Origin of the sequence: Sphingobacterium suaedae, assembly GCF_042684625.1 — a bacterium.
Taxonomy (GTDB): Bacteria; Bacteroidota; Bacteroidia; order Sphingobacteriales; family Sphingobacteriaceae; genus Sphingobacterium; species Sphingobacterium suaedae.
Window position 1 is genome coordinate 1,190,420 of sequence record NZ_JBHULR010000003.1, and the last position, 12,702, is coordinate 1,203,121.

Below are 12,702 nucleotides of genomic sequence, written 5' to 3' on the forward strand. Positions count from 1 at the left end.
GTGAGAAACTTTTTAAATATGCTGGGGGACTTTTTGATTTACTCCAGTTGAGCCGGCTTCATCGCTGACTGCCTATCCATCTCCTCTTGTGTCTCGGCTTTTATCTGAGCTATCTCGTCATCGGCATTTTTAGTTAGCGGAGAATATTCAACAGCCGTCTTTTGGCTAAGCAATTTGTTATTCTTCGCTTTAATTAGTACATCTAAAGTTTCACCATCATCATTTATCCGATATATAGGAACATCGAAGCCTATGTTGAATCTTTTAGAAACTGCTGATAAGCTGGTATCGATCACACCAGCTGTAGTAGTCAGAAAGTTTATATCACGTTTCGTTCCTAAACCATACTCGCCGTCAATCTCGTCACGTGCTGCCAAGTGAGGGTCCATGAATATACGATCATATGCGACTCCAGAAGCGGCGCCAAGTCCTTTCAGGTCTTCCATGGACATTTGGGCAGTTTGAGTACCTTCAAACACTACGCGCATAAGATTATCCATTTCCAATTTGATTGCATCTGTGGCCTGATCCCATGTGATGTACTTCGCCTCACCTTTTTCGCCTTTGATTTGAAGGGCCTTTCCTTGATCACCACGCTCTAGCATCTTGGCGCTTACGTCACCAAACATCGCGAATATTGGAGAGGCATGGTATATGTTAGTTTCTCCAATATCCGATAGAAGTGCTTCAATTCGGTCAATGGCCGATTGCACGTCTGCCCAGGGTGGAGCCGGCTTACTGTAATATATTACCGGAATTTTACCATAGGAATGCGCCTTAACACTTTCAATAATCCATCCATTGTTGCTTGGAGTGGAAACGACTGTCTCTCCTGGTCTAGCCTTCCTGAACTTGTATATGTATCTGTCTGAATATACGTCGAAACGTTCATCCTCGAAAGTTGAATAATTCCCAAGAAGTAATTCAGTATTTGATACTAACTCAGAGAAACCGGGCTTCGACTTATACTGTCTACCAAAGTAGACCATTTTGCCGAAATCATCGAAAACAGGCAGCAGCGTATCCCCAAGCTCGGGAGATAGTACCTTACACCGCATACGAAAATTCCCGCCTTGACGGACCAATGCACCCCAGTACTCTGAAGAAATTATGGGTTCAGAATACCACAATTTAGCAACTTGCAGTTCGGAAAGTAGACGACGGGCAATTTCCTTTTCGATGAATTCAATCTTATTATCATCCCGAATGAATTTTACAATGTCATATAAACGCTGTTCATCGGCTGTGACTGGATTCGCTTCAAGTTGTATCTTCCCCACGTTCATAAATGCAACACGGCGTTTTACTATTAGTTTTTGAAGGGGCACACCGATCCGGTTTACATCAACAAGTTTTATAGTAGTCTGAGGCTTACCTTTATCATCTAACAGAGGGGCACCGTCGTGACCTAACACGGGAACTCGCTTTTTCCTTTTTGGTCTATCATGTTCACCTGTACTAAATACTTTGTGCTGCTCGACCTCATACTCCTGCTTTGCCGTAGCATATGCCGGAAGGTTTTGCGAGCCCACCTTCTCAACAACAACCGGCAAAATCTCTCTTGGAATTTGTTCGTTTGTTTTTTGTTCTACTTCTTTTTTCTTTGCCATCGTTAGTGTTGTTAGTAGTTAGGATTAAAACATGTCGAATATTGTATCGTCAATTTCTTCGGTTTCAGATACAAGATCGAAGTACTTACGCATCAAAATAAGATCCCGCCAGTCCGGGGATCTACCGATTTCCTTTTTTACTTCTTCTTTTGGGAGGATACGAAGTTTTCGTTCAGAATCAGACTTGTAAGTCTTGAGCCAAGAAAACTCTTCGTTAATTTCTTGGCGCTCAGATTCAGATTCAATACACTTCAACAGAATATTGTGACCTGCGATGTCATCGGCCAAGAGGTATGCACACTGAGTTTGAAGGTTTTGGTAGTTCTCCTGTTGCGGCGGAAGATCACTCCTGCTATCGCCGTAGAACCGCGTCTCATTCTCCTTAGCTTCATCCGTCACAATTGGTTTGGCGTTATTAACAAACCCAAGAATACCACAGTTGTCAACGACTCCGCCCCCCACTCCATCTTCGTCAGCAATGCATTGGTGAGCAGGAACACTGTGCTTTGCTCTCAAAGCGTTGATGCATGCTTGGATTTCGGTGGTAGAGGATTTATCAAACGCGTGGTGCTCGATCAAGATCCAACCCCACCAAACCCCTATTCGGGCCTTATCCGATCCGAATCTTGCGATATCAGCAGTAATGTACAATTTTGGTTTTTCGGTCAGATTGTTATACCGGTGCCAAACGTGATCGTTCGTGAAAAGTGCGATAATATCATCGTATTTGCACATTGCGTTCGGATCATCGTCATACTCCCAGTTTCCATGCAACAGACGCTCTCGTTTAGCCTTGTCCTTTGTTCGCCGTAAACGCTCAACATAACCTCCGTCGATGTGCGGATTATCTTGAACAAAAGCAGCGAGGTACTTCATGATCTCTGGAAGCTTTCCCTGCTTATTAGGAAGATAGAACGTAGTATACATCCAGTTCTTCTTAGGATTGCAAGTGATAAACAGCTTACCTATCAAGCCATACTTTTCGTTATACTGACGTCCAATTCGGGTTTTAAGTACATCATAAGCCCCGAAATCAATTTCTCCTCCTTCTTCAATCCAGCCTCCAGTATATTCAGTGGAACCGAAACGCTCATACACGGGATCGCTGGGCTTGTACTTAAGTTCCAGTAAATCAATGCGGCTACCATTTTTAAACTGGATAAAGTTCTTTTGACCGTTGTACCTGAAATCGATCCCATTCCGGAGGCCGTAAGCATTGGCGACTTTGAAAAAAGTGATTAGTGTTGATTCAGTAATACGCTTTAACTCTTCCCGGCCGATAAACCATCTTGTACCCGGATAGTTCCAGCACTGGAACATTAACCAACAACAGCCGGTCCACGACTTGGCTCCGCCGGCAGCTCCACCATACAAAAATTCCTCGGTTACGTTGTCTGTGAGGATTTGAAGAGCCTCCTCTTGTTTTGCATGCTTCCCTTTTGGGGTTTCGACAATAAAATCAAATATCCCTCGCTTGAAGGATATTCCCTGAAGTTCTCTAACATCTAGGGTCGATAATATGTCAACAACCTCGTCCACTACTGTTGCCTTTTTACCGCGCTCAGAAGGTTGCGCAATGTCTCATCAGATAAAGATTCAGGATCGATCTTATTTTTATCGTCAACCACCAGAGTATCAGAATACATTCCGTTGACTCGAGCAAGTTTATCCAACATCCCATCCACCGCATACATTTCGACCTTGGGGCCAAACTCTTTCCACTCGAATGATTTGATTTTACCGCCTTCCTTGTCCTTGGCCAGCTTAACGAGGTCAAGCTCGATAGATTCAAAGATTTCAACTTCGTTGTCAGTGAACGTCGCCAAGGGGTCAAGTTCCAAATCGATCTCCGCAACAAGAATATCATCTTCTAGGGGCAGGATATGCTTAGTTACGTAGTCATCGTATTCTTGGTCCGTAAACCCTTTGCGTTCGATGTACATATAGGCACGCTTGATTTCCAACTTTTTTCTTTCGATCAGGAGGTGTAAAGATTTCTTGACAGGTTTAATCCGCTCCCTCTCCACGATCTTCATGTAATCGTTCAAGTTGGACCCAGCAATATCCTTCATCATCTTCATTACCTCGTCCGAATTCATGCGGGATTCTTTCAGACGAGCTTCAATGTGTGCAGAAATTTCAGGTTTTTTCAGGTTCTCGTTACCGATCGAATAAGCCGTTTTTTTGCTATACCCTGCTTGCAAAGCTGCCTTTGTGGCATTAAAGTGCACAAGATAGTTGTCAACGAACAACTGTTGCTTTTTCGTTAGTTTGGATTTAGGTGTATCACTCATATCCTCACCCTTTCCACACAATCATTAACTAGTTGTCTAAACACCTTATCAACTTCATATAGTTCGCGGGCGACCTTCACCCGATAAGAAGCGTACTGATGTTGCTTTAAACCAAGTTTTTCTTTGATTATCCTCATTATTCCATACTCTGACTTCTCGGACAAAAGAATTGCTCTCGGTGAAAAGAGCAATAGCATTGCAGCAGTGAAAAGTAACTCGGAATTATGTTTTTTTGGAGATGGCTCGATCTCATTGAAGAGTCCGTCAACAATTGATAAGTCAAGGGTCATAGGCATCAAAGCCTGACGGTAAACCTCGACATCAATCTCGGGATTATTCTTCAATACAAGTTTCAAAACCATTTTATCCATGCAAACAAAGCTAAAAACTTAAAATTACATATCCAAATGTATATGTTTTTGGATGTTTTAAAACGGAAGGTCATCAGGTAATTTAGATTCAAAATCCCAGTTCGCATGGTGGTTTAAATCGTTAGAGGGCAGCTGGGCGGATTGATTCACGAATGAAAAATCGGTGATAACATCTGAATCTGTGCTTTCATCCCACGACGAAAATCTCATGATTTCACCTTGGAATCTGTTCTGTACTGTGCCTGTTTTCCCGGATCTGTTCTTTGCGATAATCACTTCGGCCATGCCAGCAGTTGGCCTACCTTCTTCATCTTCATCGATTCCGTAATATTCCGGTCGGTACAGGAAGAGAACCATGTCAGCATCTTGCTCGATTGAACCGGATTCGCGCAAGTCTTGAAGCATTGGTCGCTTGCTGTTCCCCGGTCGAGATTCGACGGACCTGCTTAGCTGTGACAATGCGATTACAGGCATTTCAAGCTCCTTTGCCAAAACTTTGAGGCCTCTGGAAATATCGCTCACCGCGTTGTATCTATCTTTTGCTTTGGTCGTTAAGAGCTGAAGATAATCAATTACGATCATTTCTACACCGTGAAGTCGCTTCATTCGCTTGGCTTTTGCGCTCAGCTCGATCATCGTCATATGCGCGCTGTCATCCCAGTAGATTGGCAAATTCTGAATTACAGGCTGTCGGCTATGAAGTCGGTTCCAGTCATTTGCGTCCATTGCGCAGTTCTTGATTTTTTCTAGAGGAATTTCAGTTTCCGAAGAAACAACCCGCGTCAAAAGCTCGGATCTAGCCATCTCCAAGGAAAACACTCCAACTTTCTTCCCTGATTTCGCGGCGCTTATGACCTTGCTCAGGATGAATGCTGTTTTGCCCATGGCCGGACGTGCAGCGACAATGATTAGATTGGAATTTTGCCAGCCACCGGTAAAGGAATTCAGTCCCTTGTCTCCGGTATCCACGCCCGTTACTTCCTTCACTCCCATTTCTGCTTTCTTGACGATGTCGGCAATCAATTCCTCGACCGCTGCGTTTTGGCTAACCTCCTTTTTCGCTGATACGTGATTTACGATGTTGTCTCTCTGAGTTTCGTAGGTATCCAGAATTTCGAATATATCCTTCGTCTCATCATGGCAGTCCAGAATCGTTACTTGGGAAAGTTTGATAAGCTCTCTTTGCATGAATTTTTGGGAAATTATCCGCGCATGATACTCAATGTTCACTGAGCTCACCACTTTATCCGTTAGTTGAGTGAGGTAGTAAGCCCCTCCAATTTTTTCCAGATTTCCATTTTTTCGCAACTTCGCGGTGACAGTAACTAAATCCATAGGATCGCTCGAAATCGAAAGCTCCTGACATGCGGTGTAGATTAGCCGGTGTGCTTCGGTGTAAAACATTTCGGGGTTTAGGATATCCGCAACGAACATCATTGCTGAACTTTCCGAAATAATTGCTCCCAGTACCGCTTCCTCCAGGTCCAGTGCCATCGGAGGTAGATTACCTCTCGTATCTTTTTTTATCATCATTTAATCCCGTAATGTAGTTTTCGGTGCTCGGGAAAAGTCGTTGTATCCCTCCATCCGTTGTTCAGCCATATCCATTTGCCAATCTTTTCAGTATCTTCCAACCCTTGCCGATCCGGTGGAGAATCTCCTGCAGAATTTTTATCCGATGAAACATTTGGATATTTTCGAGCATACCAGCTGAAGAAATGTTTCTTGAACTCCGATCGATCTGTGTGAAACTTCTCTATTGCTTTCTGGTAATTGCAAAACTCCTCAATCATTTTTGGAACGTCAGCTGGATTAGGAATTTTTGCTACGGCACCGATATCATTGAGCGAGTTTTCATTTTCAATAATCGATTTCATAACATCATCCATCGACTCAAAAACTTTCTTGAATACTGGATTAGGAGCAGCAGGAGACGAAGGATTTTCTTCTTTATCTATTTCTTCTTCTTTTACTTTACTTTCTTTTCCTTTACTTTCCTTTATAGCATTGGGTTCGCTTTTCGAACGCAATGCGTTCGTATCATTTTGCGATGCGTTCGCATTAGAATCGGCCTTATTCCATCTTTTAAGGGCACTCTCCTTTGCCTTCTGTGATTTGATATCTCGCTTATCCATTCGGGCAAGAACAGAGTTAGACCAAAATTTTTCTCCGTCATTTTCAAACAATCCGAACTCTTGAACAAGCCTCGTAATGCACTCTTCTGATGTACGCAATGCGAACGCATAGCTATCGCAATCCGATAGCATAAGATACCCACCTTGCTCGTAAAGCATTTCTATTAGATCCCAATATACCCCCTTACCCTCTTGCCCTAGTTTCATTAAAACCTTTACAATTTTAGGGTCGTTCCTAGACCCATAATCATGACTGAAATAGAATGATTCCTTTGCCATATCCCTACTTACTTAAGTGCTCCTTTCAATTATCTAGTTATTTCCTTCTGCCGTGGTATCGCTTGGCGTATTTATGTTGTTGCCGAACGTATTTAGGCTTGACTTTCTTGATTTGTCCGTCTACATACGGTATAGGATCCGGCAATACAGCAGCGTCACTTTGGATACGCTTGAGATCATCAACGATCAATATCGATGTACGTCTCAATTTTTCTATTTCAACTGCTAATTCTTCGATCGCAACGTATGATTCTTTTGAAAGTGCTGCCAAAGCAACTAGCTCGCATCCTGTAAACCCGAACCCGCAGAGAATAATCCGATTATACATGGTTTAACCCTTCTACATCGATTAAACCATAAACTGCCCCAGCAAGCATTAAGGCGTCGTCAACAACCGCTCTCAATCTATTTTGGGCTTGTGCCATTTTTTCTTGATCATTCATCACATTTTTGGTATTGGATTTATTAGAATGGTGTTTCGTTAAAATTTTCAATTATTAGTCCTGCAGTTGCAACTGTAACAGTTTTCAAGGTCGATTCCTCTATAATCTGCTTGAAAACCTTAGCATCACTGTTACGGTCAGAAAGATGGATCAAAACAATGTTGTTTACTTTTGTAAGGTCGTTTGCCTTCAAGGTCTTAATGGCAGTTTCAACTGACATATGTGACTGTAACACTCGATTTCTTAAAAAGGGATTTTCTGCCAGTTTCTGATCGATAATACTTTGACTGTAGTTCGCTTCGATAAGAACATTTGTCAATCCGGGAAACGTATAACCACAGTATATGGTATCGGTAAGAAAAAGGGTTGTACCCATTTCCTTATGACGAATCAAGAATCCACAAGGTTCGGCTGTATCGTGGTGGGTATCAAAGGCGATAATATCAAACGGTCCCAAAGAGAACTTTCGATTCTTTGAAACTCTGTTAAGCCGATAACTTTCAAACTTGAATCCCTTAATGGTTCCTGAGGTCGCGTAAATGTCTAAACCAAATTTTACAGCATCCTTCACACCTTTGCAATGATCGCCATGCTCATGCGTAACAATACATCCCACAACCTTGCTGAAATCAAAGTTCAATGCTTGTTTGATTTTATCGAACCTTACCCCGCACTCGACAACGAGAGTATTTCCCTCATTGTCGGTGAAAAGGTAACAGTTGCCTTCACTATTGCTATTTATTATATGTAATCGCATTAGAATCCCAGCTCAGTTTGATCGTTACCAGGATTATCATTAGGCTGAATGGCACTAGGCATCGGTGATTGATTGACAGGCTCTGAGTAACGTTGCTCAGTATTATTTAGGACAGGATCAACAATAACTTCCGCATCCTCAAAGCCCAACTGTTTTTTGTTAGCATTATTGGATATATCCGATTTCAATTCCAATAGGGTTTGGTCAGATCCGGATAATGAAAGTGATTCCGTCTGCATCATCTTAACAAGGTGATCGTCGATTTTCTCGCTGTCAATAGTAATGGAATTATATGCAGCACGCTTAATAGTCTTTTCCACCATCTCATCGAACCATCCCTCAACTCTTTCCACTTCATTGGAACCATATTTCTTTTTTTCACCTCCCCAAAATTCCGCCGATGCATACTTTGGTATCCGTTTTTGGATATCCTTCATAGTCATCACCTTTAGCTTGTTTTTCTCCGGCTTGTCATGAAAAACATGATAATAGAAACCTCCGATAACTTCTCCTCTATCGAAATCATTGGTGATCTCAAAGTCATACGACTCGATATTGTTATCCTTGTTTTTCTTATATGACTTGAATTTATCATTGGAGTAAACCACTTCTACAATAACATCGTCAGGAACCTCAAAACCATATTTCACAGCTTTAATCTTCATTCCTTCGTAACCGATAATAAAGCCGATGTCGAAAACGTTAGTCTTGTTATTCTTATATGGAATTAGGTTGATGTGGTTATCCTGTAAAGGATCAAGACCTATGCTTGAATAAGCAACTACGTCTAGTGCCAGCTGAGCCATGTTAACGTTCTTCCAGCTGAATTCTAACGGGTCAGGTTCTCTCTTTGACATTCTTTTCGTCTCATTCTCTTTGAGAGTCATATCCAGTTTAATGAAATAATTTTGGATAAGCTTCTTCTGAAAATTTGTAACCTCTAGGTTGCCGGCGTTCGTTGTAAACTCCTTCATTACCGCGTGGGTAAATCTTTCTGACTGGGATGGTTGTGGTACGGCAACTGCTGAATTATTTGAAGTGGTTGCAACTGATTGATTTTGATTTGACATGATTTTTTATATTAAGGATTTATAGATACATTGTTTGATTGTGTTGGTCGCCATAGGCATTTTTATTTTTTCGCACCACATCAATACACCATCATCATGCTTTTTGAAATGGCACCCGACACATGTCACTTGTGGTATAATACGTGGCGCGAAATTTTTTTTAGCCATTATGCAACCCTTAGAACTTTATCCTCTGGAGATACGATCAAATTAACTACTTGTGCAGCGGTCTCAGGGATTACTGATACAGATTCCCTGTTATCCAAAAAGACGGGAGCGATTACCGCATAATGCGCGGACAAGGTGTTTATAATATCGATACCTACAAGTATCTTTCCTGCCGTATTTAGGTCCGAAAATGGTACTCCATTATATGTCGACTTACAAGTAGGCTCTTCTCCCCCATTATTCAATTTATTGAAAAGAGTGAACTTGGCATATTTAAACATCCCGTTTACACGAGCCTCCAGTTCCTCTGCCTTAGCGCGCTCATACTTGTCAGCAGAAAATTCCTGCTTTTCAAAGGAAGCTAGTTCCTGGGACCATAGGGACTCTTGCGCTTTTAGTTCTGCGATACGTTTATCTGCGCGCTCGATTTGTTCCTTTATAGTTAGCTGACGTTTTAGAGAATCGATATCTGCATTTACGGTAGCTTTGCGAATACGCAAATCTCCTAAGTCAACTGATTCTACATCGAATACCTTGGTTTCTAACTCGCGGATCAGGTCACCGACATAATCATATTCAGTGTCTTCATTCAAACGCTCTTCAACCGATTTTACGACGATTGCAGCTGCGTCAAGAGCAGAAACCCCTTCCTTGGCTTCAACCAGAAATGTCTCAAGGTTTAATATTGATCTCTCGATCGCCTCTTTAGTTGCCTCGAATTGCCGTATAGCCTCCTTACCTTCATCGTCACGTTTTGCAAGGTCAGAAGCCAGACCCTTTCCTTGAATGTTAATACCTTCCAGTTCTTCTTTCTTTCGATTGGTGAACTTCTCGCGAACCTCCTCAAGTTTGTCCGGCTCATGCTCTCGGCCACATTCTCCGCAATGCGTGTCATGATCGTTCAACTCTCGGGCATTGACAGACCGAAATAGCTCACGAAGACTACTCATTCTCGATTCAATGTCTTCTTTATCCCTTAGCAGTCGTTGTAAATGCGATACATGACTCTGTTCAAGTTGTTGAAGTTGTATCCTTTGTGTCGAAAGCTGAGACTCCAGCTGAGATACTCGGGCCCGAGATTCATTTACCCCTGACTGAGAGGTATTCAGTTCTGCCAAATACTCAGATCGATGTTTCGCCTCGATGCCTTGTTTCTGAAGTTTAAGGGAATGGATCTTTTCCTGGTTCTCTTGTATGGAACTGTTCCTTTCGACATTCGCTTTGTTGAACGCTTCATTTTTGTTCTCGATCTGGCGCTCCAGATCATCATAGACCGTTTGCAATTCCGCTATCTTGATATTCACTTCCTTCTCATTTATAGACTCCGGTTTACTTCGCTCTAATTCATCGATTCGACCAGGAATTTGTTCAAGATTCTCTTTCAGCTTTTTCTTAGATGCGGAAATCATCGCTTTTAGCTCCTTCAAAGTTTTTCCATCAAGGTTATTTAATAACTCTTGTAGCTCAGGATACTTGCTTATAAGGTACTGATCAGTAATTTCGCCCGATATGTCCGTTAATACTTGACGCTGATCCTGCCAGCTCATGGAATTGAAGTAAAGTGGATTCGTGATGAGCTTGAAAACCTTTTCATTCAGAAGGTCGTTAATTTTCGCTTGGAATTCACCGGCTTGAAGAGGAACTTCATTCCAGAAATACAAGTGTTCATTACCTGTAAACTCGGCAATTGCCTCCCCCCGCTTTTTTGTCCACTTTTCTTTGTGTATATGTCGTATAGAAACTTCAACCCCGTCTACGTTTATTACGGCAGAAACTTCGTTCTCTGTTCTGTCAGTTTTATTGCCGTTTATGTCAAGAGGTTTAATATTAAAATCTTTGCGATCGGTGGAATCCTTACCGAAAAGTAGCCAAAGAAAAGCATCGAATACTGTGGTTTTGCCGGTAGCATTGGCTCCGTAAATGTTTGTGACGTGGTTAAAGTCCAACCGGAAGTCTTTGACTCCTTTAAAATTGATGATGTGTAGTGTTTTGATTAGGATATTCATAATGAATAGATTTTATTTTGTTAAAAGTTTAATTAATTCCTCCAGTTTTTGTGTGTTCGTAATGCTTGGGAGTGTTATATACTGACCTCTCGTGGTGATTTCGACGGTTTGGTAATTGGTTATTTCGATCGATAAATCTTTATTTTCAAACTTGTGATCGACAACCTTACCCAAATCCTCGTCGTTCCATTCATACTTGCTAAATCCTAGATTCGCCAGTGATTCGTCATGAAAAAACCCCATTATGAAATCAGCTTTAAGATCAGTATCAATATGGCGCCCACGCTTACAATGGCCATTCCGGCAAGGTCCTCTCGGGAGAACAACTTATTTATCAGCTTTTTCATTATTCTTTTTTCTTGTGTGTACATAAGTAGCCAAGTTTGCACTGGCAGCTATAGCGTTTAATTCAGTAATATCGATTTTGGAATGACATACCTTTAATGCTCCAGCTACAATCCAGCGATCTACAGTCCTCCTGCTCCCAACAATCTTGTAGGCTTGTTGCTTGGTGATGTACCGGCTAGCAGCACCTATACTCACGAGTGCCTTAGTCGCACCTAATTCGGCTGTCTCATTCAGAAGTGCAATAAGCTCAGGTTCTACAATAGAAATCGTTTTAAATTGCATGAGACACCCCCTCCCTTTTCAGCTCCGCATGGACTTCTATAAACCTCTTGCCGTAATTAACTTCAGTGGAAAATTTAAGTCCCGGCTTCTCTTTTTTCATCGTCCGGCTAGTATGCTCCTGTACAACTTTCATATGGGAAATATCGAATCGAAGCGTATCCCCTCCTTCCATTGCTCTAATGTGATCTGCTACAGTAGGCTGCTTTTCTATCTTGATAATCTCCATTTTGTTTTGTTTTTAGATTTGGGATTGTAAAGGTTGATCCCCTTCTCGATTGCAAAAATTGCTAGATTGACTTTGTCTACTTCGCCGGTTTTTGTCCGAATACTTTGCATCTGACTTGATACTGTCTCAGGAGACTTGTTGAGAATTTGAGCGATCTGTTTGTCTGGTAGTCGAATAAAGCGAAGGATTTCCAATTCGGCTTTCGTGAGGTAACCGTTGGCAACTTTAATTGAGCTACACAATTTACCTTCGAATGGACATTTTCCTCTTAATCCGCATTCGTAATATTCTGAGTGATGAACCTTTCCATCAGAATTAATATCTGGCTCATCATCCAGGCCTCCGAATTTGCACAGGATGTATCTGTACACCCTATCCTCCGACCTTAGGTTGGGCCACTGTGCGAGATATTTCAGATCCTGAGGATTCCGTAGCATATCCTTTTTTATTTCCCGCATTACATTTTTCGGGAAGTGTGGCCAACGATATTGCCGCATATCATGCGAGCAATAAAGAATTTTAGTTTCAAGATCTTCAAAGAACTCAATCCCTTTGTCAATCATACCCGCGTATATCCTTTGTTTACTCATTTGGTACTATTTTGGGATTGTCCGTATTAACTTATTGTATTACCTTTGTTTTGTTCGTATGGTACAAATGTAAACCATTTGGTTTAAATATTAAAACGTATTTATAAACTTTTTGGTTTATTT

Annotated in this window: 15 protein-coding genes; all 15 read right to left on the reverse strand. The window is 41.7% G+C overall.

The window, feature by feature from the left end:
• Nucleotides 1-38: 38 nt before the first annotated feature.
• The 15 genes from ACFSR5_RS08645 to ACFSR5_RS08715 all read right to left on the reverse strand — a co-directional run bounded on the left by ACFSR5_RS08645 (nucleotide 39) and on the right by ACFSR5_RS08715 (nucleotide 12,579).
• Nucleotides 39-1,610, reverse strand: coding sequence for a phage portal protein (locus ACFSR5_RS08645; protein WP_380902723.1), 1,572 nt, complete (start codon nucleotides 1,608-1,610; stop codon nucleotides 39-41).
• A gap of 24 nt (nucleotides 1,611-1,634) precedes the next feature.
• Nucleotides 1,635-3,149, reverse strand: a complete 1,515-nt coding sequence (locus ACFSR5_RS08650) for a terminase large subunit domain-containing protein (RefSeq protein ID WP_380902725.1) — start codon at nucleotides 3,147-3,149, stop codon at nucleotides 1,635-1,637.
• Nucleotides 3,149-3,904: a terminase small subunit gene (locus ACFSR5_RS08655; protein WP_380902727.1), complete on the reverse strand. Its 756-nt coding sequence runs from the start codon at nucleotides 3,902-3,904 to the stop codon at nucleotides 3,149-3,151. Before ACFSR5_RS08655 ends, ACFSR5_RS08650 begins: the two co-directional genes overlap by 1 nt.
• Nucleotides 3,901-4,275, reverse strand: a complete 375-nt coding sequence (locus ACFSR5_RS08660) for a hypothetical protein (protein WP_380902729.1) — start codon at nucleotides 4,273-4,275, stop codon at nucleotides 3,901-3,903. Before ACFSR5_RS08660 ends, ACFSR5_RS08655 begins: the two co-directional genes overlap by 4 nt.
• A 57-nt stretch (nucleotides 4,276-4,332) precedes the next feature.
• Nucleotides 4,333-5,808: a replicative DNA helicase gene (gene dnaB / locus ACFSR5_RS08665; RefSeq protein ID WP_380902731.1), complete on the reverse strand. Its 1,476-nt coding sequence runs from the start codon at nucleotides 5,806-5,808 to the stop codon at nucleotides 4,333-4,335.
• Nucleotides 5,805-6,689 (reverse strand): DUF4373 domain-containing protein, encoded by an 885-nt coding sequence (locus ACFSR5_RS08670; RefSeq protein ID WP_380902733.1) that lies wholly within the window; start codon nucleotides 6,687-6,689, stop codon nucleotides 5,805-5,807. The genes dnaB and ACFSR5_RS08670 overlap by 4 nt, the downstream gene beginning before the upstream one ends.
• 37 nt (nucleotides 6,690-6,726) lie before the next feature.
• Nucleotides 6,727-7,017 carry a hypothetical protein gene (locus tag ACFSR5_RS08675; RefSeq protein WP_380902735.1) on the reverse strand — a complete coding sequence of 97 codons (291 nt, stop codon included), beginning with the start codon at nucleotides 7,015-7,017 and terminating at the stop codon, nucleotides 6,727-6,729.
• Nucleotides 7,010-7,132: a hypothetical protein gene (locus ACFSR5_RS08680; RefSeq protein ID WP_380902737.1), complete on the reverse strand. Its 123-nt coding sequence runs from the start codon at nucleotides 7,130-7,132 to the stop codon at nucleotides 7,010-7,012. The genes ACFSR5_RS08675 and ACFSR5_RS08680 overlap by 8 nt, the downstream gene beginning before the upstream one ends.
• A 22-nt stretch (nucleotides 7,133-7,154) precedes the next feature.
• Nucleotides 7,155-7,889, reverse strand: a complete 735-nt coding sequence (locus tag ACFSR5_RS08685; RefSeq protein WP_380902739.1) for an MBL fold metallo-hydrolase — start codon at nucleotides 7,887-7,889, stop codon at nucleotides 7,155-7,157.
• Nucleotides 7,889-8,746, reverse strand: coding sequence for a recombinase RecT (locus tag ACFSR5_RS08690; RefSeq protein ID WP_380902741.1), 858 nt, complete (start codon nucleotides 8,744-8,746; stop codon nucleotides 7,889-7,891). The genes ACFSR5_RS08685 and ACFSR5_RS08690 overlap by 1 nt, the downstream gene beginning before the upstream one ends.
• 380 nt (nucleotides 8,747-9,126) lie before the next feature.
• On the reverse strand, nucleotides 9,127-11,133 hold the full coding sequence (locus tag ACFSR5_RS08695; protein ID WP_380902743.1) for an AAA family ATPase: 2,007 nt from the start codon (nucleotides 11,131-11,133) through the stop codon (nucleotides 9,127-9,129).
• 12 nt (nucleotides 11,134-11,145) lie between these two features.
• A complete protein-coding gene (locus ACFSR5_RS08700; protein WP_380902745.1) occupies nucleotides 11,146-11,376 on the reverse strand; it encodes a hypothetical protein in 231 nt (76 codons plus the stop codon).
• A gap of 84 nt (nucleotides 11,377-11,460) precedes the next feature.
• On the reverse strand, nucleotides 11,461-11,763 hold the full coding sequence (locus ACFSR5_RS08705) for a hypothetical protein (protein ID WP_380902747.1): 303 nt from the start codon (nucleotides 11,761-11,763) through the stop codon (nucleotides 11,461-11,463).
• On the reverse strand, nucleotides 11,753-11,989 hold the full coding sequence (locus ACFSR5_RS08710) for a hypothetical protein (protein WP_380902749.1): 237 nt from the start codon (nucleotides 11,987-11,989) through the stop codon (nucleotides 11,753-11,755). The genes ACFSR5_RS08705 and ACFSR5_RS08710 overlap by 11 nt, the downstream gene beginning before the upstream one ends.
• Entirely contained in the window at nucleotides 11,971-12,579 is a 609-nt protein-coding gene (locus tag ACFSR5_RS08715) for a helix-turn-helix transcriptional regulator (protein WP_380902751.1), read from the reverse strand. The genes ACFSR5_RS08710 and ACFSR5_RS08715 overlap by 19 nt, the downstream gene beginning before the upstream one ends.
• Between the last annotated feature and the right edge of the window lie 123 nt (nucleotides 12,580-12,702).